Origin of the sequence: Pseudorhodoferax soli (genome assembly GCF_003337555.1) — a bacterium.
Classification (GTDB): domain Bacteria; phylum Pseudomonadota; class Gammaproteobacteria; order Burkholderiales; family Burkholderiaceae_C; genus Pseudorhodoferax; species Pseudorhodoferax soli.
The window spans coordinates 662,696-686,175 of the sequence record NZ_QPJK01000002.1 but is presented as its reverse complement, the minus strand read 5'-3'; the positions used below and the strand labels follow the sequence as shown (position 1 = coordinate 686,175).

Sequence of the window (23,480 nt, the reverse complement as noted above, 5' to 3'; positions counted from 1 at the left end):
CAAGCTCTTTAAACTTGCGCCCTTTCGTCGTTAGCGAGACTGCCATGGCCCTGATTCCCGCCACCATCCTGACCGGCTTCCTCGGCTCGGGCAAGACCACGCTGCTCAAGCGCGTGCTGACCGAGGCCCACGGCCAGAAGATCGCCGTCGTCGAGAACGAGTTCGGCGAAGAGAACATCGACAACGACATCCTGGTCTCCGAGCCCGGTGAGCAGATCATCCAGCTCAACAACGGCTGCGTGTGCTGCTCGATCCGCGAGGACCTGCGCTCCACGCTGGCCATGCTGGCCGAGAAGAAGCGCAAGGGCGAACTGGATTTCGAGCGCGTCGTCATCGAGACCACCGGCCTGGCCGATCCCGGCCCGGTGGCGCAGACCTTCTTCATGGACGACGAGATCGCCGAGAGCTACCTGCTGGACTCCATCCTGACGCTGGTCGATGCCAAGCACGCGGCCACGCAGCTCAACGAACGCCAGGAAGCGCGCCGCCAGGTGGGCTTTGCCGACCAGATCTTCATCAGCAAGACGGACCTCGTGGCCAAGGACGAGGTCGACGCGCTGGTCCACCGCCTGAAGCACATGAACCCGCGCGCGCCGCACAAGGCCGTGCATTTCGGCGAGGTGGCGCTGAGCGAGGTGTTCGACCTGCGCGGCTTCAACCTCAACGCCAAGCTCGACATCGACCCCGACTTCCTCAAGGAAGACGAGCACGACCACGGCCACGACCATGCCCACGGCGAGCACTGCGACCATCCGTCGCACCAGCACGAGGGCGAGCACGGGCACGGCCATGGACACCATCACCATACGGACGACGACGTCAAGAGCTTCGTCTTCCGCGCCGACCGGGCCTTCGACCCCGCCAAGCTGGAAGACTTCCTGGGCGCCGTGGTGAACATCTACGGTGCGCGCATGCTGCGTTACAAGGGCGTGCTGCACATGCAGGGCACCGAGCGCAAGGTCATCTTCCAGGGCGTGCACCAGCTCATGGGCAGCGACCTGGGACCGGCCTGGGCCGAGGGCGAGGCGCGCACCAGCAAGATGGTGTTCATCGGCATCGACCTGCCCAAGGACATCTTCCTGCAGGGACTGGAGCAGTGCCTCGTCTAAGCTGCCCGCGACAAAGTTTCGCGTCTGCGCGGAAATGCCCTCTATTGCGGGTATAAACCGTGCCGACGTTGTGGGCGGTAGCTGGACCTGCCTGGTGCTGGAATCGCTGGCGCCGGGTTCCGCCAACCTGCATGGAGGCGCCGAGTGAAAGAACCATCCGCAAAGAACAAGGCTGCGGCCAAGCCGCAGGAGGCGCCTGCACCGGCCGCGACGACCGCCGCCAAGAAGGCAGTGAAGGCGTCCGCGCCCGCTGCGGAGCCGACGGCTGCGCCTGTGCCCGCTCGCGCCGGCAGGGTTTCGCGGCTCTCGCAAATCACCGTACCATCGATGGCTCAGGCGGTGGCGTCGACCGCCGCCAAAGCAAGTTTTCTGCAAGATATGTCTTCCCCCATGATCGCTCCGCCGCCCTCCGCCGGTGTGTCCAAGAAGGACCCCAAGCTGGCCAACAACTGGAAGACCAAGTCGGCCGAGGAACTGACCGACGCTGAAGTCCTGTCCATGCCCGACTCGGAGTACATGAACGAGAAGCAGCAGGCCTTCTTCCGCCTGAAGCTGGTCACGCTGAAGCAGGACATGCTCAACAACGCCGGTGAAACCACCGAGCACCTGCGCGAGGACACCGTGGTCGTGCCCGATCCGGCCGACCGCGCCACCATCGAGGAAGAGCACGCCCTGGAACTGCGCACGCGCGACCGCGAGCGCAAGCTGCTCAAGAAGATCGAGCAGTCCATCGTCCGCATCGACGCTGGCGACTACGGCTACTGCGACGAGACCGGCGAGCCCATCGGCGTCGGCCGCCTCCTGGCCCGCCCCACGGCCACGCTCTCGCTGGAAGCGCAGCAACGCCGCGAGCTCAAGCAGAAGATGTTCGGCGACTGAGACCTCGAGCCGCTTTCCTCCCGCCACGCCCATGGCCCAAGACGCGCCACCGCCCGGCGGACTGCTGTCCAAGGTCGTCAAGTTCGTTCGCAACCCGACGGTCAACTGGTCCGAACTGGACCAGCTGGATGAACGCGACAGCCAGTACAACAAGCATGTGCTCAAGGAGATGATCGAGCGCAAGCGCGCGAACGACTTCGTGCGCAAGCGTGAGTTCGACCAGCTGCGCAAGCTGCGCCAGCGCAGCGCCGGGGGGGCGTCCATCACGCCGATGGCGTTGGACGATTCCGGCTTCTTCGACAGCAGCCAGCCATCCGGCAGCGGCCAGCGCGAAGGCACGCTTAAGAAGATCGACGAGATCGAGGCACAGATGGTGCGCCAGCAATGGCAGCCGCCGCGCGATGCTGGCGCCGCACCGAAGTTCTCGTCCCCCGTCACCGCCGAGCCGCAGCCGGCGGAGGCCCGCGTCACCGATTTCGCGGCCACCGACATCCAGCCGCGCGAAGCTCTGCTGGCCGAGGCGCCGGCCGAAGACATGCTGCCTGGTGTGGACTGGTCGCTGGGCGGCTTCGCCGAGGGCGGCGAGTTGGTGTCCGACCCCGGGCTGGAGGAGGCCGCGATCCGCTTCGCCAATGGCGACGACGCCGGTTGCGAAGCAGCGCTGCGCGCGCTGGCCGAGGCGCAGACGCCCGTGCCTGTGGCGCTGCGTGCCTGGGCGGCCCTGTTCGACCTCTACCGTGCCACGGCGCAGCAGGGCCGCTTCGAGTCCATGGCCATCGATTTCACGGTGCGCCACCAGCGCCAGGCGCCGGCCTGGGCTGTGATCGGCGCGCCGGACCGCGTGGCGCCGGCCGCTGGCGCCGCACTCGCCTGGACGGCGCCGGCCTTGCTGGATGCGGCCCAGGTCACGGCGCTGGCCGTGCAGATTGCCGAGTTCCGCGGCGGCACCGTGCAGCTGGACTGGAGCCAACTCGACGCAGTGCAACCGCCCGCGCTCGCTCCCCTGTCCGACCTGTTGTCCCACTTGGCGGACCAGCCGCTGTGCGTGTCGGCGCAGGGCAGCCCGCGGCTGGAGCAACTGCTGCGCCACCACACCGTGTCAGGGCAGCGCGCCCAGCCCGTTGCCTGGTGGCGGCTGCGCCTGGCCTGGTTGCGGCTGACGCAGCGGCCCGAGGAGTTCGATCTCGTCGCGCTCGACTACTGCATCACCTACGAGGTGGCGCCGCCGCCCTGGGAGGATGCGCGCTGCAGCCTGGTGGCGCCGGGTGTTGGGGGCGCCTTCGGCCAGGCAACGGCAACCGACCAGCCCGCGCCGGCCGTGCGGCTCGCCGGTGTGGTGACCGGCGACGCATCGGGCGCACTGGCGTCCATGGCGGTGCCACTCGGCGCGGGCCAGCCGCTGGTCGTGGATTGCGCAGACCTGGTACGCATCGACTTCGCGGCCGCCGGCTCGGTGCTGAACTGGGCCGCGGCCCAGCAGGCCGCCGGGCAGCGGCTGGAGTTCCGCGGACTGCACCGGCTCGTGGCCGTCTTCTTCCACGTGATCGGCCTCGCCGACCACGCCACCATCCTGCCGCGCAGCCACTGAAACTGGCTGTGCCCGGCCGGCGGTGCACGCCGGCCGCTTGTTTTTCATTGATCCAACCCCAGGTCCATGCGATGGAGCAATTTCACGGTACCACCATCGTCAGCGTGCGGCGGTCCACCCCCCAGGGCGTCCAGGTCGCCATCGGTGGTGACGGCCAGGTCACATTGGGCAACATCGTCGTCAAGGGCTCGGCCCGCAAGGTGCGCAAGCTGCACCAGGGCAAGGTGCTGGCCGGTTTTGCCGGCGCCACGGCCGACGCCTTTACGCTGTTCGAACGCTTCGAGGCCAAGCTGGAGAAGCACCAGGGCCAGCTGACCCGCGCCGCCATCGAGCTTACCAAGGACTGGCGCACCGACCGCGTGCTGCGCCGCCTGGAGGCCATGCTGGCCGTGGCCGACCACACGGCCTCTCTGATCATCACCGGCAACGGCGATGTGCTCGAGCCCGAGCACGGCATCGTGGCCATCGGTTCGGGCGGGGCCTACGCGCAGTCGGCTGCCATCGCGCTGCTGCAGAACACCGATCTCTCGGCCGAGGACATCGTGCGCAAGTCGCTCGGGATTGCCGGCGAGATCTGCATCTACACCAACATGCACCACACGGTCGAGGTCCTGTAAGCCCATGTCGTCCATGACCCCCCAGGAAATCGTCTCCGAACTCGACCGCCACATCGTCGGCCAGAAGGATGCCAAGCGCGCCGTCGCCATCGCGTTGCGCAACCGCTGGCGCCGCCAGCAGGTCGAGGAGAAGCTGCGCGTGGAGATCACGCCCAAGAACATCCTCATGATCGGCCCCACCGGCGTGGGCAAGACAGAGATTGCGCGCCGCCTGGCCAAGCTGGCCGATGCTCCTTTCATCAAGGTCGAGGCCACCAAGTTCACCGAGGTCGGCTATGTCGGCAAAGACGTGGATTCCATCATCCGCGACCTCGTCGATTCGGCCGTCAAGCAGACGCGGGAACAGGCCATGCGCAAGATGCGCACGCGCGCCGAGGACGCCGCCGAGGAGCGCGTGCTCGACGTGTTGCTGCCGCCCGCCCGCGTGCCGGCCACCGATGCGTCTTTCGGCTTTTCGGCCAACGCGGCGGCGGCCGAGAAGCCGGCCGACAGCACGGCACGCCAGGCCTTCCGCAAGAAGCTGCGCGAACACCAGTTGGACGACAAGGAGATCGAGATCGACGTCGCCGATGCCAAGCAGGCGCTGGAGATCATGGGCCCGCCCGGCATGGAAGAGATGACCGAGCAGCTGCGCGGCATGTTCAGCCAGATGGGCCAGCAAAAGCGCAAGACGCGCAAGCTGCGCATCGGCGAGGCCATGAAGCTGTTGACCGAGGAAGAGGCCGCCAAGCTCGTCAACGAGGAAGAGATCAAGCTCCAGGCCGTGCACAACGCCGAGCAGAACGGCATCGTCTTCATCGACGAGATCGACAAGGTCACCTCGCGCAGCGAAGGCCAGGCCGGCGAGGTCTCGCGCCAGGGCGTGCAGCGCGACCTGCTGCCGCTGGTGGAGGGCACGGCCGTGACGACCAAGTACGGCGTGGTGCGCACCGACCACATCCTGTTCATCGCTTCGGGCGCGTTCCACCTGTCCAAGCCGAGCGATTTGATTCCCGAGTTGCAGGGGCGTTTCCCGATCCGCGTGGAGCTGCAGTCGCTGTCGGTGCAGGATTTCGATGCCATCCTCACGCAGACCCATGCCTCGCTGGTGCGCCAGTACCAGGCGTTGCTGGCGACCGAAAACGTCACGCTCGAGTTCACGCCCGAAGGCGTGACGCGGCTGGCGCACATCGCCTACGAGGTCAACGAGCGAACCGAGAACATCGGTGCGCGGCGCTTGTCCACCGTGCTCGAGCGCTTGCTCGACGAGGTCAGTTTCGAGGCCGCGAAGCTGGACGGGCAGACCGTCGTGGTCGATGCTGCGTATGTCAACGCCCGGCTCGATGCGCTCAGCCGCGACGAGGATCTGTCGCGCTATATTCTGTGAACCGCGTACCAGGAAGCACCTGTGTATGCAGCCAGTGGGTCGAGATCGGGAAGCTCAGCACGTACATTGAATATTCGTGCTAAGTGCTTCATTTTTAACGATTTTTACCCTTTTGCTGCGCTGCGATTCTGCTAGCTAAGTCATTGATTTAATTACAAAAAGGCAGGCCACCCGTCGGGTGGCCTGCGCGTTTGGTGCTACAGTGGGAAAAGGTGCAGTTTTGTGGGGTGGACGGGCTATTTCGGCCCCATTTTCCCCGGCACGAACCCAAGGTGGTGCGCGGTGTTTCAAGGGCCTTCGTCGCTCAGTCTCGATGCAAAGGGTCGGCTATCCATGCCAACCCGGTATCGGCCTGCGCTCGAATCGGAGGCCGGTGGCAAGGGTGCGCTGACGATCACGCGCCATCCGCACGGCTGCCTGATGGTCTTCCCGCGGCCCGAGTGGGAGACCTTTCGCGCGCGCATCGCCGTGCTCCCGGCCGATGCACACTGGTGGAAGCGCATATTCCTGGGCAACGCCATGGACGTTGACATGGACGGCAGCGGCCGCGTACTGGTCGCGCCCGAGCTGCGTGAGGCCGTCGGCATCACCAAGGACACGATGCTGCTGGGCATGGGCAACCACCTGGAGCTGTGGGACAAGGCGACCTACCAGGCCAAGGAGGCCAAGGCCCTGGAGGGCCCGCCGCCCGAGGCGTTCAAGGACATTTCCTTCTAAGGGCCGGCGGTGGAAACCTCATGGATTCATACCACCGTCTTGTTGAACGAAGCAGTCGAGGCTCTTTTCAACAAGCAGGCGCAGCCGGAACCGGGTGCGGCGCGCACCTTCGTGGACGCGACCTTCGGGCGTGGCGGCCACAGCCGGCTGCTGCTCTCCCAGCTGGGTCCGCAGGACCGTCTGGTCGCGTTCGACCGCGACCCGCAGGCGGTGGCGGCAGCGGCGCAGATCGCCGATCCGCGCTTCTCGATCCGGCACGAGGCCTTCCATGCGCTCGCCGAGCTGCCCGAGGCCAGCGTGGCCGGCGTACTGATGGATTTGGGCGTGAGCTCGCCCCAGATCGACGACCCGGCGCGGGGATTCAGCTTCCGCGCCGATGGACCGCTGGACATGCGCATGGACACGACGCGCGGCACTAGCGTGGCCGAGTGGCTTGCCACGGCCGACACCACAACCATTGCGGAGGTGATTCGTGACTATGGCGAAGAACGGTTTGCTGTTCCGATTGCAAAGGCGATTGTTGCTCGCCGACAAGAACGGGGCCCTGTTTCAACCACCGCCGAGCTGGCCCAGCTCGTGGCTGGCGCGGTCAAAACCCGCGAGCCGGGCAAGGACCCTGCAACGCGCACATTTCAGGCTCTTCGGATTCACATCAACGCCGAGCTTGAAGAGCTGCAACAGGCGCTGAGCGGCGCCTTGCGCGTGCTGGCCCCGGGTGGCCGGCTCGCGGTGATCAGCTTCCATTCGCTGGAAGACCGCATCGTCAAGCAGTTCATCGCGCGCCACGCCAAGGAGACGGTCGACCGCCGGTCGCCGGACTGGATGCTGGGCAAGAGCGCGGCCATGCCGCTCAAGTCGCTGGGCCGCGTGATGCCGTCGGCCGCCGAGGTCCAGGCCAACCCGCGCGCGCGCAGCGCCGTCATGCGCGTGGCCGAGAGGACGGCGGCATGAGCGCAGCGAAGTTCTGCCGCCGGGCCGGCCCCATGCGGAACGCGACCCCCTCTGGGGGCAGCGTGGTACACGCAGTGACGAGCGTGGAGGCCCCATGACCCGGCTCAACCTCGTGCTGTTGCTGGCCGTCATGGCCAGCGCCATGTACCTCGTGCGCACGCAGTACGAGTCGCGCAACCTCACGGTGCAGCTGGACCGCGAGACCAAGCTCGCGCGCCGGCTCGACGTGGAGTTCGATCGCCTGCAGGTCGAGCGCCGGGGCCAGGCCACGCCGCTGCGCGTGGAGAAGCTCGCCAAGGAGCAGCTGCAGATGCGCACCACCACGCCGGCCATCACGCAATACGTCAGCGCCAGCACCGGCGTGCTGATCCCGCTGCCCGCGCCCGCGGCCTCGGCGGCAGCGGCGCCACAACGTCCGGGAGCCCGGCGATGAGCCGCAACAGCCGTAGCGTGCGCTACACCTCCAGCCCGCTGCTCGCGGGCAAGACGCCGGTCTGGCGCAGCAAGTTCGTCGTGGCCGCGCTGGCCCTGGGCTTCGTCGGCCTGACCGCGCGGGCGGCCTACATCCAGGTCATCGAGAACGATTTCTTCCAGCGCCAGGGCAAGGTGCGCTTCATGCGCACGCTGGAGCTGCCGGCCAGCCGCGGCCGCGTGCTCGACCGCAACGGCCTGCTGCTCGCCGGCAGCGTGGTGGCGGCCAGCATCTGGGCCATCCCCGAAGAGGTAGACCGCGACCCGGCCAAGCTGCGCCAGCTGGCCAAGCTGCTGGACATGCCGATCGCCGACCTCAACAAGCGCCTGGAAGACGAGGACAAGACCTTCGTCTGGCTGCGCCGCCAGGTCGACGCGCCGATCGCCCAGCAGATCATGGCGCTCAAGATCAAGGGCGTGCACGAGCGGCCCGAGTACAAGCGCCACTACCCCGAAGGCGAGTCGTCGGCCCACGTGGTCGGCTTCACCAACGTCGAAGACCAGGGCCAGGAAGGCGTGGAACTCGCGTTCCAGCACGAGCTGCTGGGCAAGGCCGGCTCGCGCCGCGTGATCAAGGACCGGCTCGGCCGCGTGGTCGAGGACATCGGCGACGAGGTGCCGCCCGTGGACGGGCGCGACATCCAGCTCTCGATCGACAGCAAGGTGCAGTTCTTCGCCTACCAGAAGCTGCGCGACGCCGTGGCCCAGCACAAGGCCAAGGCCGGCAGCGTGGTGGTGCTGGACGCCGTGACGGGCGAGGTGCTGGCGCTGGCCAACTACCCCAGCTACGTGCCCGACCAGCGTCGCAACCTGACCGGCGAGCAGCTGCGCAACCGCGCCATCACCGACACCTTCGAGCCCGGCTCGACGATGAAGCCGATCACGGTGGCGATGGCGCTGGAAGCCGGCCGCGTCACGCCGCAGACCACCATCGAGACCGGCCCCGGGCGCTTCCAGCTCGGTGGCTTCACGATCAGCGACACGCACAACTACGGCACGCTGACGGTGGAGGGCGTGATCCAGAAGTCGTCCAACGTGGGCGCGCTCAAGATCGCGCAGAAGATGACGCCGCACGAGATGTGGGATACCTTCACGGCGCTGGGCTATGGGCAAAAGCCCCAGGTGCAGTTCCCCGGTGCCGTCACGGGCCGGCTGCGCCCCTGGAAGACCTGGAAGCCGGTCGAGCAGGCCACCATGGCCTACGGCTACGGCCTGTCGGCCTCGCTGTTCCAGATGGTGCAGTCCTACACCGCCTTCGCGCACGATGGCTCCATCATCCCCGTCACCATGCTCAAGCACGGCGAGCCGGCCGTCGGCACGCGCGTGTTCTCGGCGCAGAACGCGGCGGCCGTGCGCCACATGCTGCAGATGGCAGCCGGCCCTGGCGGCACGGGCCAGCTGGCGCAGACGGTGGGCTACTCGGTCGGCGGCAAGTCGGGCACGGCGCGCAAACAGGCCGGCAAGGGCTACGCCGCGGGCAAGTACCGCGCCTGGTTCACGGGCATGGCGCCCATCGACAAGCCGCGCATCATCGTCGGCGTGATGGTCGACGAGCCCAGCAACGGCACCTTCTATGGCGGCACCGTGGCCGCCCCGGTGTTCAGCGAGGTCGTGCAGCAGACGCTGCGCATGATGGGCGTGCAGCCCGACATGGCCGTCAAGCCCCAGGTGGTCGCGACCACCGTGGAGGAGTCGTTCTGATGCCCGCGCCGGCCAGCATCGCCACCGTGCAGGACTGCGCAGCTTGGCTGCGCGGCCGCGTCACGGGCGTGCTGCACACCGACAGCCGCCAGGTCGGCCCGGGCGACGGCTTCATCGCCTGGCCCGGTGCCGCCACGGACGGGCGGCGCTTCGTGCCGCAGGCGCTGGCCCAGGGCGCGGTGGCCTGCCTGGTCGAGCACGAAGGCAGCGAGGCCTATGGCTTCGAGGGCGAGCCCGTGGCCACGTTCGCAGGCCTCAAGGCCGGCTCCGGCCCCATCGCCGCGGCCTACTACGAACAGCCCTCGCAGGCGCTGGACCTGCTGGCCGTGACCGGGACCAATGGCAAGACCTCCACCGCCTGGTGGCTCGCCCAGGCGCTGACGCAGGCACAGCAGGCCGCCGGCACCCTGCCCAGCGGCTGCGCCGTGGTCGGCACGCTCGGCACGGGCGTGCCGCCGACCGTGGTGCCCACGGGCATGACCACGCCCGACCCGGTGCTGCTGCAGGCGCGACTGCGCGAGTTCGTCGACACCGGGCTTGCGGCCTGCGCCATCGAAGCCTCGTCCATCGGCATCGCCGAGCGCCGGCTGGATGGCACGCGCATCCGCCTGGCCATCTTCACGAACTTCACGCAGGACCACCTGGACTACCACGGTTCCATGGCCGCCTACTGGCAGGCCAAGGCCGAGCTGTTCGCCTGGCCTGGCCTGCAGGCCGCCGTCGTCAACGTGGACGACCCCTACGGCCGTGGCCTCGCCGACCAGCTGGCCGGCGGCGCGCTGGACCTGTGGACCGTCTCGGCCCAGGGTGCCGCGCGCCTGGCCGCCACCGACATCGGCTATGAGGCCGGCGGTGGCCTGGCCTTCACGGTGCGCGAAGGCGGGCAAGGCATTCGGCTGGCCACCCCGTTGATCGGCCAGTACAACGTCAACAACCTGCTGGGCGTCATCGGCGCCCTGCGCGCGCTGGGCTTCGCGCTGGCCGATGCCCTGGCAGCCTGCCAGGCGCTGTTGCCGGTGCCGGGCCGCATGGAGCGCATCGCGCTGGACGGCCAGCCGCTGGTGGCCATCGACTACGCCCACACGCCCGACGCGCTGGAGCAGGCGCTGCGGGCCCTGCGCCCGCTGGCCCAGGCGAGAGGCGGCCGGCTGTGGTGCGTGTTCGGCTGCGGCGGCAACCGCGACGCCGGCAAGCGCCCGCTGATGGGCGCCGTGGCCGAGCGTGTCGCCGACCGCGTGGTCGTGACCAGCGACAACCCCCGGCAGGAAACCCCGGAGAGCATCATCGAGCAGATTCTTGCGGGCCTTGCCCACCGCGCCGACGCGCGGGTGCAGGCCGACCGCGCGCGCGCCATCGCCGAAACCCTGGCCCAGGCCGCCGCCCACGACGTCGTGCTGCTGGCCGGCAAGGGACACGAGACCACCCAGGAGATCGCCGGCGCCAAGCTGCCGTTCTCCGACCGCGCCCAGGCCGAAGCTGCGCTGTCCGCCCGTGCCGGAGGTGCCGCATGCTGAGCCTGCGCCAGGCCCTGGCCTGGATCCCCGGTGGCGAACTGCACGGCGACGGCGCCGTGCGCTGCGCCCGCGTGCACAGCGACACGCGCACGCTGGCGGCCGGCGACCTGTTCGTCGCGATCCGCGGCGAGCGCTTCGATGCCAACGCGTTGCTGGCGCAGGCCAAGGCCAGCGGTGCCACGGCCGCGCTGTGCCTGCGCGGCGCCAGCGGCGGCTTTGCGGCGCACGGCCTGCCCTGCATCGAAGTCGACGACACCATCGCCGCGCTGGGCCAGCTGGCGCGCGGCTGGCGCGCCCAGTTCACGCTGCCGCTGGTGGCAGTGACCGGCAGCAACGGCAAGACCACGGTCACGCAGATGGTCGCGGCCATCCTGCGCGCCGCCGCTGGCGAGGCCGCCTTCGCCACCCAGGGCAACCTCAACAACGACATCGGCCTGCCGCTCACGCTGCTGCGCCTGCGCGCCGGCCACCGCCTGGGCGTGGTCGAGCTCGGCATGAACCACCCGGGCGAGATCGCGCATCTGGGGGCCATCGCCCAGCCCACGGTGGCCGTGGTCAACAACGCCCAGCGCGAGCACATGGAGTTCATGGCCACCATCGAGGCCGTGGCGCGCGAAAACGGCAGCGTGATTGCCGCGCTGCCGCCCACCGGCACCGTGGTGCTGCCGGCGGGCGATGCCTACCTGCCGCTGTGGCGTGAGATGGCCGGCACGCGCCGCGTGATCACCTTCGGCCTGGACGCCCTGGACGCCGAAGCTCGCGCCGAGGTCCGCGCCGACGAGCCGCGCTGGTCCGACGGCGCCTGGCAGGTGCGCGTGCACACGCCGCAGGGCGGCTTCGCGTTGCGCCTGCGCATCGCGGGCCGCCACAACGTGCAGAACGCGCTGGCCGCCACGGCGTGCGCGCTGGCCGCTGGCATGCCGATCGCTTCCATCGCCGCGGGCCTCGCGGCCTTCGAGCCCGTCAAGGGCCGCTCGCGTGCGCTGGCGCTGTCCGGCGGGCGCACGCTGGTGGACGACAGCTACAACGCCAACCCCGACTCCGTGGCCGCCGCGATCGCTGTGCTGGCCGCGCTGCCGGGCCCGCGCCTGCTGGTGCTGGGCGACATGGGCGAGGTCGGCGACGCCGGCCCCCGGTTCCATGCCGAGGCCGGCGCGCAGGCGCGCGCGGCCGGCATCGAGCACCTGCTCGCGCTGGGTGCCCAGAGCGCAGGCGCGGTCGCCGCCTTCGGCACCGGCGCCGAGCATTTCGACGACGCGCAGGCGCTCATCGCGGCCGCGCGGGCGCGCGCACCGCAGGTGGCCAGCGTGCTGGTCAAGGGCTCGCGCTTCATGAAGATGGAGCGTGTGGTCGAGGCACTGCAGCAGGAGGGCGTCCATGCTGCTTAGCCTGGCCCAATGGCTGCAGACGCTGTCGCCCGAGCTGGGCTTCCTGCGGGTGTTCCAGTACATCACCTTCCGCGCCGTGATGGCGGCCATGACCGCCTTGGTCATCGGCATCGGCATGGGCCCGTTCGTGATCCGCAAGCTGCGCGAACTCAAGATCGGCCAGCCGATCCGCGGCTACGGCATCGAGGCGCACCTGGCCAAGAGCGGCACGCCGACCATGGGCGGCGTGCTCATCCTGCTGTCCATCGCGCTGTCCACGCTGCTCTGGTTCGACCTGTCCAACCGCTTCGTCTGGATCGTGATGCTGGTCACCTTCGGCTTCGGCGCGATCGGCTGGGTCGACGACTGGCGCAAGGTGGTGCGCAAGGACCCCGAGGGCATGCGCTCGCGCGAGAAGTACCTGTGGCAATCGCTGATCGGCCTGGTGGCCGCGGTGTACCTGGTGTTCTCGATCTCCGAAAGCTCCAACCAGCGCGTGTTCGAGCTGTTCACAGCCTGGGCGCAGTCCGGCTTCGACCTGAACCTGCCGCCCAAGGCCGGCCTGCAGGTGCCGTTCTTCAAGGAAGTCAGCTACCCGCTGGGCGTGCTGGGCTTCGTGGTCATGACCTACCTGGTCATCGTCGGCGCGTCCAACGCGGTGAACCTCACCGACGGGCTGGACGGCCTGGCCATCATGCCCGTGATCCTGGTCGGCGCCGCGCTGGGCCTGTTCTGCTACGTGACCGGCAACGCCGTGTTCGCCAAGTACCTGCTGCTGCCCAACATCCCGGGCGCCGGCGAGCTCATGATCTTCTGCGCCGCCATGTCGGGCGCGGGGCTGGCCTTCCTGTGGTTCAACGCACACCCGGCCCAGGTCTTCATGGGCGACGTGGGCGCGCTGGCGCTGGGCGGCGCGCTCGGCACCATCGCCGTGATCGTGCGCCAGGAGATCGTGCTGGCCATCATGGGCGGCATCTTCGTGGTCGAGGCGCTGTCCGTGATCATCCAGGTCAGCTGGTTCAAGTACACCCGCAGAAAGTACGGCCAGGGCCGGCGCATCCTCAAGATGGCGCCGCTGCACCACCACTTCGAAAAGAGCGGCTGGAAGGAAACGCAGGTCGTCGTGCGCTTCTGGATCGTGACCATGCTGCTGTGCCTCGTCGGCCTGTCCACCCTCAAGCTGCGATGAAGCACCTGCAAGACCTCTCCGTGCTGATCCTGGGCTTGGGCGCGTCCGGCCTGGCGATGGCGCGCTGGTGCGCCGCGCACGGTGCGCGCGTGGCCGTGGCCGACACGCGCGAGGCGCCGCCGCAGCTGGCCGCATTGCAGGCCGAGCTGCCGCAGGTGCGCTTCGTGGCGGGGCCATTCAGCGCCGCCCTGGTCGAGGGCCAGGATGTGCGTGCGGTCTACCGCTCGCCCGGCCTGTCGCCCGCGCAGCTCGCGCCCGTGCTCGACGCCGCGCGCGCCATCGGCCTGTTCGTCGGCGGCGAGCTCGACCTGTTCGCACAGGCGATCAAGGACCTGCGCGAGGAAGAGGTGCCTGCTGCCGTGGCTGACGCCGAGAGCGAGAGCGAGAGCGAGAGCGAGACCGAGGTCGAGGTCCAGACCGAAGACGCCCCCGCACCGCAAGAGCAGGAACCCCTCCACGCCGAGCCGTCCGACGACACCGCGCCTTCCGAGTCGGCCCCGCCGCCGGCTGCGGCTGTGCTGTCCGATGACGACGACACCAGCCTGCCGCCCATCGCGCCGCCGCCCGTCGAGACCGGCTACCGTCCGGCCGTGCTGGCCATCACCGGCACCAACGGCAAGACGACAGTCACGTCGCTGACCGGCCAGCTCGTCGAGCGCGCCGGCAAGAGCGTGGCCGTGGCCGGCAACATCGGCCCCACGCTGCTGGACACGCTGGCCGCGCGCATCGCCGCCGACGACCTGCCGCAGGTCTGGGTGCTGGAGCTGTCCAGCTTCCAGCTGGACGCGTCCAGCCAGTTCGAGCCCACGGCCGCGACCGTGCTCAACCTCACGCAAGACCACCTGGACTGGCACGGCAGCATGGCCGCCTACGCCCAGGCCAAGGCGCGCATCTTCGGCGCGCGCACGCTGATGCTGCTCAACCGCGACGACGACGCCGTCATGGCCATGCTGCCCAAGCCGGTGGCCGCCAAGGGCTCCAAGGCCAAGCCCGTGCCGCGCGACTACCAGAGCTTCGGCGGAGAACTGCCGCAGCGCCCGGGCGACTGGGGCCTGGAGGTCGTGAGCGGCATCGCCTGGCTGGTGCGCGCCCGCGAGAGCGATGGCCTGAAGCGCAAGCGCTCCGAGGCGCCCGAGGAACTGACGCTGCAGCGCCTGATGCCGGCCGACGCGCTGCGCATCCGCGGCCGCCACAATGCCGTCAACGCGCTGGCCGCGCTGGCACTGGCCAACGCCGCCGGCTGCGCGCTGGCGCCCATGCTCTACGGCCTGCGCGAGTACCGCGGCGAGCCGCACCGCGTCGAGCCCATCGCCATCGTCGAAGACATCGAGTACTTCGACGACAGCAAGGGCACCAACGTGGGCGCCACCGTTGCCGCGCTGAACGGCCTGGGTGCAGAGCGCCGCGTGGTGCTGATCCTGGGCGGCGAGGGCAAGGGCCAGGACTTCGCGCCGCTGGCGCGGCCCGTGGCCGCCTTCGCGCGCGCTGTGGTGCTGATCGGCCGCGACGCAGCGCTGATCCGCGCCGCGCTGGCCGATGCCGGCGTCGCGCTGCTCGACGCCGCCAGCATGGACGAAGCCGTGCGCCTGGCCGCCGAACGCGCCCAGCCCGGTGACGCCGTGCTGATGTCGCCGGCCTGTGCCAGCTTCGACATGTTCCGCAACTACGAACACCGCGCCGAGGTCTTCCGCGCTGCGGTGGGCGTGCTGGCCGACGCCGCTGGCGTGGCCATGGAAGGCTCCCTGTGAATCTGCCCTCGCTGCGCCTGCCCAACTGGTTCCGCGGCCTGCCGCAGGCCGCCGCCGACGCGCTGCCCGTGCGCCTGGGCCTGGGCGGCTACGCGCAAACGCGCGCCACGCCCGTGCGCGTGCTGGGCTTCGACCAGACCCTGCTGTGGGTCTGCGTGGCGCTGCTGGCCTGGGGCCTGGTCATGGTGTATTCGGCCTCCATCGCGATGCCGGACAACCCGCGCTTCAAGAACTACACGCAGACGCATTTTCTGATCCGCCACGCCATCGCCATCGGCGTGGCCTTCGTCGCCGCGCTGCTGGCCTTCCAGGTGCCGATGCAGACCTGGGAGAAGTACTCGGGCTGGCTGTTCGTGTTCTCGGTCGCGCTGCTGGTGCTGGTGCTGGTGCCCTTCATCGGCAAGGGCGTGAACGGCGCGCGCCGCTGGATCTCCATCGGCATCATGAACTTCCAGCCGTCCGAGCTTGCCAAGCTGGCGGTGGTGTTCTATGCCGCGGCCTACATGGTCCGCAAGATGGAAGTGAAGGAGAACTTCTGGCGCGCCGTGCTGCCCATGGGCGTGGCCATCGCGCTGGTCGGCGTGCTGCTGCTGCTGGAGCCCGACATGGGCGCCTTCATGGTGATCGCCATCGTCGCCATGGGCATCCTGTTCCTGGGCGGCGTCAACGCGCGCATGTTCTTCCTGATCGCCGCCGTGCTGCTGGTGGCCTTCAGCCTGATGATCCTGACGTCCGAGTGGCGGCGCGAGCGCATCTTTGCCTACCTCAACCCCTGGGACGAGAAGCACGCACTGGGCAAGGGCTACCAACTCTCGCACTCGCTGATCGCGATCGGGCGCGGCGAGATCTTCGGCGTCGGCCTGGGCGGCAGCGTCGAGAAGCTGCACTGGCTGCCCGAGGCCCACACCGACTTCCTGCTCGCCGTGATCGGCGAGGAGTTCGGCCTGGTCGGCGTCATGTGTGTCATCGCGCTGTTCTTCTGGCTGATCCGCCGCATCATGCACATCGGCCGCCAGGCCATCGCGCTGGACCGCGTGTTCTCCGGCCTCGTGGCCCAGGGCATCGGCGTGTGGATGGGTTTCCAGGCCTTCATCAACATGGGCGTGAACCTGGGCGCGCTGCCCACCAAGGGGCTCACGCTGCCGCTCATGAGCTTCGGCGGTTCGGCCATCCTGCTCAATGTGGTGGCCATCGCCGTGGTGCTGCGCGTGGACTATGAGAGCCGCCAACTCATGCATGGGGGGCGTGGGCTATGAGCGCAGTGCCGGGCCGCCCCAAACAAGCTCGCTACCGCTTGGGCGGACAACAGGCCGCAGGCCGAAGGGTGCCTCAATGAGCCACCTTGTCGTCATGGCGGCGGGAACGGGCGGGCACGTGATTCCGGGCCTGGCGGTGGCGCGCGAGCTGCAGTCGCGCGGTTGGACTGTCAGCTGGCTGGGCACGCGCACCGGCATGGAGAACCGCCTGGTGCCGCCATCCGGCATCGCGCTGGACACCATCGGCTTCTCGGGCCTGCGCGGCAAGGGGCTGGTGCACACGCTGACCGGCGGCATGCGCATGCTGGGCGCGTTCTGGTCCTGCCTGCAGATCCTGCGCCGTCGCCGTGCCGACGTGGTGCTGGGCATGGGTGGCTATGTCTGCTTCCCGGGCGGGCTGATGGCGGCCGCCCTCGGCAAGCCACTGGCCCTCGTCAATGCCGACGCGGCCCTGCTCATGAGCAACAAGGCGTTGCTGCCCGTGGCCGACGCGGTGGCCTTCGGCTTCGACGGGCCGGATGTGGCGCGCGTCAAAAAATCGCAGGTCACCGGCAACCCGGTGCGGGCCGAGATCGAGGCCCTGCCGGCGCCGGCCGAGCGCTTCGCCGGCCGCAGCGGGCCGCTGCGCGTGCTGGTCGTCGGCGGCAGCCTGGGCGCGCGCGTGCTCAACGAATGCCTGCCGCAGGCCCTGGCGGCGATGGACCCGGCAGCGCGGCCCCAGGTGCTGCACCAGTGCGGCCAGGGCAACGACGCGGCCGTGGCCCAGGCCTACGTGCAAGCCGGCGTCACGGCGCAGGCCGTGCCCTTCATCGACGACATGGCGCAGGCCCTGGCCGATTGCGACGTGGTGGTCTGCCGCGCCGGCGCCATCACCGTCAGCGAACTGTGCGTGGCCGGTGTGGCGGCCGTGCTGGTGCCGCTGATCGTGAGCACCACCTCGCACCAGCGCGACAACGCGCAGTGGCTGGCCGGGCAGGGCGCCGGCATGCACCTGCCGCAAACCGAATTGAACCCGGGCCGGCTGGCACAGCTGCTGGCCGGGCTCTCGCGCGACGCGCTGCAGGCCATGGCGGCCAAGGCGCGCGCATTGGCAAAACCCCAGGCGGCCGCACGTGTCGCCGACCAGATCGAAGCATTGGCTCCCCGCGCATGAAGCACGCCATCCGTCACATTCACTTCGTAGGCGTGGGCGGCGCCGGCATGAGCGGCATCGCCGAGGTGCTGCGCAACCTGGGCTACCAGATCTCGGGCTCGGACATGTCCGACAGCGCCACGCTTCGCCGGCTGGCCGACCTGGGCATCCAGACCTTCGTCGGCCACGACGCCGCCCATGTGGCCGGTGCCGACGCCGTCGTCACCTCGACCGCCGTGCAGGCCGACAACCCCGAGGTGCAGCAGGCCCGTGCCATGCGCATCCCGGTGGTGCCGCGCGCGTTGATGCTGGCCGAACTGATGCGCCTGAAGCAGGGCATCGCGATCGCCGGCACGCACGGCAAGACCACCACCACCAGCCTGGTGGCCAGCGTTCTGGCCGAGGCCGGGCTGGACCCGACCTTCGTGATCGGCGGCAAGCTCAACAGCGCCGGGGCCAACGCCAAGCTGGGCGGCGGCGACTACATCGTGGTGGAGGCCGACGAATCGGACGCCTCGTTCCTGAACCTGCTGCCGGTGATGGCGGTGGTGACGAACATCGACGCCGACCACATGGAGACCTACGGCCACGACTTCGGCCGGCTGAAGGCCGCCTTCGTCGACTTCCTGCACCGCATGCCGTTCTACGGCACCGCCATCCTGTGCACCGACGATGCCGCCGTGCGCGAGATCGTGCCCCAGGTGACCTGCCCGATCACGAGCTACGGCTTCGGTGAGGACGCCCAGGTGCGCGCCGTGGACGTGCGCGCTGTCGGCACGCAGATGCACTTCACCGTGCAGCGCCGCAATGGCGTGACGCTGCCCGACTTGCAGGTGGTGCTGAACCTGGCCGGCCGCCACAACGTGCTGAACGCGCTGTCGGCCATCGCCGTGGCGGTCGAACTGAACGTGCCCGATGCGGCTGTGCTCAAGGGCCTGGCCGAGTTCCGCGGCGTCGGCCGGCGCTTCCAGAGCTACGGCGAGCAGCCGGCGGCAGATGGCGGCCACTACACGGTGATCGAAGACTACGGCCACCACCCGGTCGAGATGGCGGTGACGCTGGCCGCCGCGCGCGGCGCCTACCCGGGCCGGCGCCTGGTGCTGGCCTTCCAGCCCCACCGCTACACCCGCACGCGCGATTGCTTCGAGGACTTCGTCAAGGTCATCGGCGAGGCCGATGCCGTGCTGCTGGCCGAGGTCTATGCGGCCGGCGAGACGCCCATCGTCGCGGCCGACGGCCGGGCGCTGGCGCGCGCGCTGCGCGTGGCCGGCAAGGTCGAGCCGGTGTTCGTGGACGACATCGGCGCGATGCCGCAGGCCATCCGCAGCAATGCGCGCGATGGCGATGTGGTGCTGTGCATGGGCGCGGGCTCCATCGGGGGTGTGCCCGCCAAAGTCGTGGAGTTGGGGGTGACGGCATGAGCACGAGCCTGGCAGCCAGCATGGGCAAGGTCGCGGTCCTGATGGGCGGCAGTTCGGCCGAGCGCGAGATCTCCTTCCTGTCGGGCAACGGTGTGCTGGACGCGCTGCGCCTGGCCGGCGTCAACGCGCACGCCTTCGATCCGGCCGAGCAAGGCCTGCACGAACTCAAGAGCCAGGGCTTCGCGCGCTGCTTCATCGCGCTGCACGGCCGCCACGGCGAAGACGGCACGGTGCAGGGCGCGTTGGAATTGCTGGGCATCCCCTACACCGGCTCCGGCGTGATGGCCTCCGCCATCGCCATGGACAAGGTCATGACCAAGCGCATCTGGGAGGCCTGCGGCCTGCCCACGCCGCGCCACGTGGTGCTGCAGCCCGGCAGCCAGGAACTGGCCGACGTGCGCCAGGTGCCCGATGCGCTGGGCCTGCCGCTGATCGTCAAGCCGCCGCGCGAGGGTTCGTCCATCGGCGTGACGAAGGTGCAGGGCTACTCGCAGATGCTGGACGCCGTGCGCCTGTCGGCGCAATACGACCCCGACGTGCTGTGCGAGGAGTTCATCGAAGGCGAGGAAGTGACCTGCGCCGTGCTGGGCGCGGGCGCCGGCGCCGAGGCGCTGCCCGTGATCCGCATCCAGGCCCCCGAAGGCGCCTACGACTACCAGAACAAGTACTTCACCGACGAGGTGCGCTACCTGTGCCCGAGCGGCCTGCCCGAGGCCGAGGAGTCGGAGATCCGGCGCATCGTGCTGGCCTCCTACCGCGCGCTGGGCTGCCGCGGCTGGGGCCGGGCCGACCTGATGATCCGCGCCAGCGACCGCAAGCCCTTCCTGCTGGAGATGAACACCTCGCCCGGCATGACCGGCCACTCGCTCGTGCCCATGGCCGCGCGCGCGGCCGGCATCGCCTACCCCGACCTGTGCCTGCGCGTGCTGGCCTCGGCCGCGCTGGATTCCCCGGGAGCCGCCGCCGCATGAACGCCACGCTGCCAGCGCCGATGGACGTCAAGCTCATGAACATCACCGCCTCGGTGCTGTTCCTGATCTTCGCCGGCCTGACGCTGGGCGCGCTGTGCCTGTGGGTGCTGCGCCAGCCGGTGTTCGCGCTGGGCGGCATCGAGGTGCGCGGCGAGGTCACGCACAACAACGTGCTCACGCTCAAGGCCAACGTGGCACCGCACCTGCGCGGCACCTTCTTCACGGTGAACCTGGACGAGACGCGCGGTGCCTTCGAGGCCGTGCCCTGGGTGCGCCGCGCCACCGTGCGCCGCGAGTTTCCGAACCGGCTGGGCGTGACGCTGCAGGAACACCGGGCAGCCGCCTACTGGGGGCCGGAGAGCGGCTCGCAACTGCTCAACAGCTTCGGCGAGGTGTTCGAGGCCAATGTGGACGAGGTGCACCGCAGCGACCTGCCGCGCCTGCTGGGGCCGGATGGCGAGTCGGACCAGATCCTGGGCATGTACCGCACGCTGGCGCCGCTGTTCGACCCGCTCGACACCGAGATCACGCAACTGGAACTCACGGGCCGGGGCAGCTGGCGCGCGCTGCTCGGATCGGGCGCGGTGGTGGAGCTGGGCCGCGGCACGCCCGAGGAGATCACCGAGCGTCTCGAACGTTTCGTGAAGACCGTACCCACGGTGGCGCGCCAGTACGGACGCGGCGCGGACGCGCTGGAATCGGCCGACCTGCGCTACCCGACCGGGTTTGCCCTCAAGCTGCGCGGCGTGACCACGGTCACGGCGGCGGCGCCCAAACGCAAATAGACGCCAACAACAGGAATCGACATGGCGAAGGAATACAAAGATCTGGTGGTGGGGCTGGACATCGGCACGGCCAAGGTGATGGCCGTGGTGGCCGAGGTCATGCCTGGGGGAGAGCTCAAGCTGGCCGGCTTCGGCGTGGCGCCCAGCAATGGCCTGAAGCGTGGCGTGGTCGTCAACATCGACGCCACCGTGCAGAGCATCCAGCAGGCCTTGAAGGAGGCCGAGCTCATGGCCGACTGCAAGATCGCCCATGTCTACACGGGCATCACGGGCAGCCACATCCGGGGCATCAACTCCTCGGGCATGGTGGCCGTGAAGGACCGCGAGGTCACGCAGGCCGATGTGGCGCGCGTGGTCGAGACGGCCAAGGCCATCAACATCTCGACCGACCAGCGCCTGCTGCTGGTGGAGCCGCAGGAGTTCGTGATCGACGGCCAGGACGTGAAGGAGCCGATCGGCATGAGCGGCATCCGGCTCGAGGCCAAGGTGCACATCGTCACGGGCGCGCAGAGCGCGGCCGAGAACATCATCAAGTGCGTGCGCCGCTGCGGGCTCGACGTGGACCAGCTGATGCTGAATCCGCTGGCCTCCAGCCTGTCGGTACTGACCGAGGACGAGCGCGAGCTGGGCGTGGCGCTGGTCGACATTGGCGCCGGCACCACCGACGTGGCGATCTTCACGGGCGGCGCGATCCGCCACACGGCCGTCATCCCGATCGCCGGCGACCTGATCACCAGCGACATCGCGATGGCGCTGCGCACCCCGACGAAGGACGCCGAGGACATCAAGGTCGAGAACGGCTGCGCCAAGCAGCTGCTGGCCGACCCCGACACCCAGGTCGAGGTGCCGGGCTTGGGCGACCGCGGCCCGCGCATGCTGAGCCGCCAGGCGCTGGCCGGCGTGATCGAGCCGCGCGTAGAAGAGATCTTCTCGCTGGTGCAGCAGGTGATCCGCGAGTCGGGCTTCGAGGAGGTGTTGTCCTCCGGCATCGTTCTCACGGGTGGCAGCGTGGTCATGCCCGGCATGGTGGAACTCGGCGAGGACATCTTCTTGAAGCCGGTGCGGCGCGGCGTGCCCAAGTACGGCGGTGCGCTGGCCGACATGATCGCGCAGCCGCGTGCGGCGACCGTCATGGGCCTGCTCGAAGAGGGACGCGTGGCGCGCATGCGCGGCTACAAGGTGGCGCAGAAGGCGGGCTCGATGAAGACCGCCATGGGCCGTGTAAAGGATTGGTTCATCGGCAACTTCTGAGAACCGGCCATGTCACACCGACTCATCCAGCAAAGACGGTCCGCGCGACCGGCGCGCGCCGGTCCCTGGCATGCCGGGGACGGGGGGCGATGGCGAAGCCCGCACCCGCCCCCGCAGCGAAAACACAAGAGCATCTAGAACGTCAGAACACACCAGGCAACTGCAACATTTTTAAAGATTGAAGGAAAAGAACATGCCCATCGAAATGATCGAAGTCGAAGAGTTCAACCTCGGCACGCAAATCAAGGTGATCGGCGTCGGCGGCGGCGGCGGCAATGCCGTCGAGCACATGATCGGCTGCGGCGTGCAAGGCGTGGAGTTCATCAGCGCCAACACCGATGCCCAGGCGCTCACGCGCACCGCAGCGCACAAGACCATCCAGCTGGGCACCACCGGCCTGGGCGCCGGCAGCAAGCCCGAGAAGGGCCGCGAGTCGGCCGAGGCGGCGATCGACGACATCCGCCAGAGCATCAGCGGCGCGCACATGCTGTTCATCACGGCCGGCATGGGCGGCGGCACCGGCACCGGTGCGGCCCCCGTGATCGCCCGCGTGGCCAAGGAAATGGGCATCCTGACGGTCGGCGTGATCACCAAGCCCTTCGACTTCGAAGGCCCCAAGCGCATGTCCAACGCCGACGCCGGCCTGGCCGAGCTCGAAGCCAACGTCGACTCGCTGATCGTGGTGCTCAACGAGAAGCTGCTGGAAGTCATGGGCGACGACGCCACCCAGGACGAGGCCTTCGCCCACGCCAACGACGTGCTCAAGAACGCGGTCGGCGGCATCGCCGAGATCATCAACGTGCCCGGCCATGTGAACGTCGACTTCGAAGACGTGCGCACCGTGATGGGCGAGCCCGGCAAGGCCATGATGGGCACGGCCCTGGCCGCCGGCCCGGACCGCGCGCGCATCGCCGCCGAGCAGGCCGTGGCCTGCCCGCTGCTGGAGGGCATCGACCTGTCCGGTGCCAAGGGCGTGCTGGTGCTGATCACCGCGGCCAAGGGTTCGCTGAAGCTGTCGGAATCTCGCCTGGCCATGAACACCATCCGCGCCTACGCCTCGGCCGAAGCGCATGTGATCTACGGCACGGCCTACGACGAAAGCCTCGGCGACCAGATCCGCGTGACCGTGGTCGCCACCGGCCTGGCGCGCAACCAGCGCCGCGTGGCGCCGCCGCTGCAGGTCGTGCAGCGCACCGGCACCGACAACCAGGGCTTCGCCATCCCCACGCTGACCGCGGCCAGCGGCATGGCGGGCATGGGCAATGTCCAGCCCGACTACGAGTCGCTGCGCGGCCCGGCCGTCTGGCGCACGCCGAACCGCACGCAGGCCACGGCGCGCGTGGACGCGCTGTCTTCCGGCGGCATGGACGACTACGAGATCCCGGCATTCCTGCGCAAGCAGGCCGATTGATCTTCGCAATGCGGGCCATCGGCAATGCGATGGCCC

At 69.3% G+C, this 23,480-nt stretch carries 20 protein-coding genes; all 20 read left to right on the top strand.

Annotated features, from left to right (window positions below; genetic code table 11):
• Window positions 1–44 precede the first annotated feature (44 nt).
• Window positions 45–1,109: a CobW family GTP-binding protein gene (locus DES41_RS09900; protein ID WP_114467451.1), complete on the top strand. Its 1,065-nt coding sequence runs from the start codon at window positions 45–47 to the stop codon at window positions 1,107–1,109.
• 273 nt (window positions 1,110–1,382) lie between these two features.
• Window positions 1,383–1,988 (top strand): RNA polymerase-binding protein DksA, encoded by a 606-nt coding sequence (gene dksA / locus DES41_RS09895; RefSeq protein ID WP_245965665.1) that lies wholly within the window; start codon window positions 1,383–1,385, stop codon window positions 1,986–1,988.
• A gap of 31 nt (window positions 1,989–2,019) precedes the next feature.
• A complete protein-coding gene (locus DES41_RS09890; protein ID WP_114467450.1) occupies window positions 2,020–3,576 on the top strand; it encodes an STAS domain-containing protein in 1,557 nt (518 codons plus the stop codon).
• Between the two features lie 71 nt (window positions 3,577–3,647).
• Entirely contained in the window at window positions 3,648–4,193 is a 546-nt protein-coding gene (gene hslV, locus DES41_RS09885) for an ATP-dependent protease subunit HslV (RefSeq protein ID WP_114467449.1), read from the top strand.
• Window positions 4,194–4,197: 4 nt separating this feature from the next.
• The gene (gene hslU / locus DES41_RS09880) at window positions 4,198–5,559 is read left to right on the top strand and encodes an ATP-dependent protease ATPase subunit HslU (RefSeq protein ID WP_114467448.1); all 1,362 of its coding nucleotides are present in this window, start codon (window positions 4,198–4,200) and stop codon (window positions 5,557–5,559) included.
• A gap of 282 nt (window positions 5,560–5,841) precedes the next feature.
• A complete protein-coding gene (gene mraZ, locus DES41_RS09875; RefSeq protein ID WP_114467447.1) occupies window positions 5,842–6,276 on the top strand; it encodes a division/cell wall cluster transcriptional repressor MraZ in 435 nt (144 codons plus the stop codon).
• A 9-nt stretch (window positions 6,277–6,285) separates the two neighbouring features.
• Entirely contained in the window at window positions 6,286–7,227 is a 942-nt protein-coding gene (gene rsmH / locus DES41_RS09870; RefSeq protein WP_114467446.1) for a 16S rRNA (cytosine(1402)-N(4))-methyltransferase RsmH, read from the top strand.
• A gap of 94 nt (window positions 7,228–7,321) precedes the next feature.
• Window positions 7,322–7,660 carry a cell division protein FtsL gene (ftsL, locus tag DES41_RS09865; protein WP_114467445.1) on the top strand — a complete coding sequence of 113 codons (339 nt, stop codon included), beginning with the start codon at window positions 7,322–7,324 and terminating at the stop codon, window positions 7,658–7,660.
• The gene (locus tag DES41_RS09860; RefSeq protein ID WP_114467444.1) at window positions 7,657–9,399 is read left to right on the top strand and encodes a peptidoglycan D,D-transpeptidase FtsI family protein; all 1,743 of its coding nucleotides are present in this window, start codon (window positions 7,657–7,659) and stop codon (window positions 9,397–9,399) included. Before ftsL ends, DES41_RS09860 begins: the two co-directional genes overlap by 4 nt.
• Window positions 9,399–10,913: a UDP-N-acetylmuramoyl-L-alanyl-D-glutamate--2,6-diaminopimelate ligase gene (locus tag DES41_RS09855; RefSeq protein WP_114467443.1), complete on the top strand. Its 1,515-nt coding sequence runs from the start codon at window positions 9,399–9,401 to the stop codon at window positions 10,911–10,913. The genes DES41_RS09860 and DES41_RS09855 overlap by 1 nt, the downstream gene beginning before the upstream one ends.
• Complete coding sequence (locus DES41_RS09850) at window positions 10,907–12,301, top strand: UDP-N-acetylmuramoyl-tripeptide--D-alanyl-D-alanine ligase (protein ID WP_114467442.1); 1,395 nt, start codon at window positions 10,907–10,909, stop codon at window positions 12,299–12,301. Before DES41_RS09855 ends, DES41_RS09850 begins: the two co-directional genes overlap by 7 nt.
• A complete protein-coding gene (gene mraY / locus DES41_RS09845; RefSeq protein ID WP_114467441.1) occupies window positions 12,291–13,469 on the top strand; it encodes a phospho-N-acetylmuramoyl-pentapeptide-transferase in 1,179 nt (392 codons plus the stop codon). The genes DES41_RS09850 and mraY overlap by 11 nt, the downstream gene beginning before the upstream one ends.
• Complete coding sequence (murD, locus tag DES41_RS09840; RefSeq protein ID WP_114467440.1) at window positions 13,466–15,217, top strand: UDP-N-acetylmuramoyl-L-alanine--D-glutamate ligase; 1,752 nt, start codon at window positions 13,466–13,468, stop codon at window positions 15,215–15,217. Before mraY ends, murD begins: the two co-directional genes overlap by 4 nt.
• Complete coding sequence (gene ftsW, locus DES41_RS09835) at window positions 15,214–16,473, top strand: putative lipid II flippase FtsW (RefSeq protein WP_114467439.1); 1,260 nt, start codon at window positions 15,214–15,216, stop codon at window positions 16,471–16,473. The genes murD and ftsW overlap by 4 nt, the downstream gene beginning before the upstream one ends.
• Window positions 16,474–16,549: 76 nt before the next feature.
• Complete coding sequence (murG, locus tag DES41_RS09830) at window positions 16,550–17,626, top strand: undecaprenyldiphospho-muramoylpentapeptide beta-N-acetylglucosaminyltransferase (protein ID WP_114467438.1); 1,077 nt, start codon at window positions 16,550–16,552, stop codon at window positions 17,624–17,626.
• Window positions 17,623–19,026 (top strand): UDP-N-acetylmuramate--L-alanine ligase, encoded by a 1,404-nt coding sequence (gene murC, locus DES41_RS09825; RefSeq protein WP_114467437.1) that lies wholly within the window; start codon window positions 17,623–17,625, stop codon window positions 19,024–19,026. Before murG ends, murC begins: the two co-directional genes overlap by 4 nt.
• Complete coding sequence (locus DES41_RS09820; RefSeq protein ID WP_114467436.1) at window positions 19,023–19,997, top strand: D-alanine--D-alanine ligase; 975 nt, start codon at window positions 19,023–19,025, stop codon at window positions 19,995–19,997. The genes murC and DES41_RS09820 overlap by 4 nt, the downstream gene beginning before the upstream one ends.
• A complete protein-coding gene (locus DES41_RS09815; protein ID WP_114467435.1) occupies window positions 19,994–20,782 on the top strand; it encodes a cell division protein FtsQ/DivIB in 789 nt (262 codons plus the stop codon). The genes DES41_RS09820 and DES41_RS09815 overlap by 4 nt, the downstream gene beginning before the upstream one ends.
• Before the next feature lie 21 nt (window positions 20,783–20,803).
• Window positions 20,804–22,033: a cell division protein FtsA gene (gene ftsA / locus DES41_RS09810; protein WP_114467434.1), complete on the top strand. Its 1,230-nt coding sequence runs from the start codon at window positions 20,804–20,806 to the stop codon at window positions 22,031–22,033.
• A 193-nt stretch (window positions 22,034–22,226) separates the two neighbouring features.
• Window positions 22,227–23,444 (top strand): cell division protein FtsZ, encoded by a 1,218-nt coding sequence (gene ftsZ, locus DES41_RS09805; RefSeq protein WP_114467433.1) that lies wholly within the window; start codon window positions 22,227–22,229, stop codon window positions 23,442–23,444.
• Window positions 23,445–23,480: the final 36 nt, after the last annotated feature.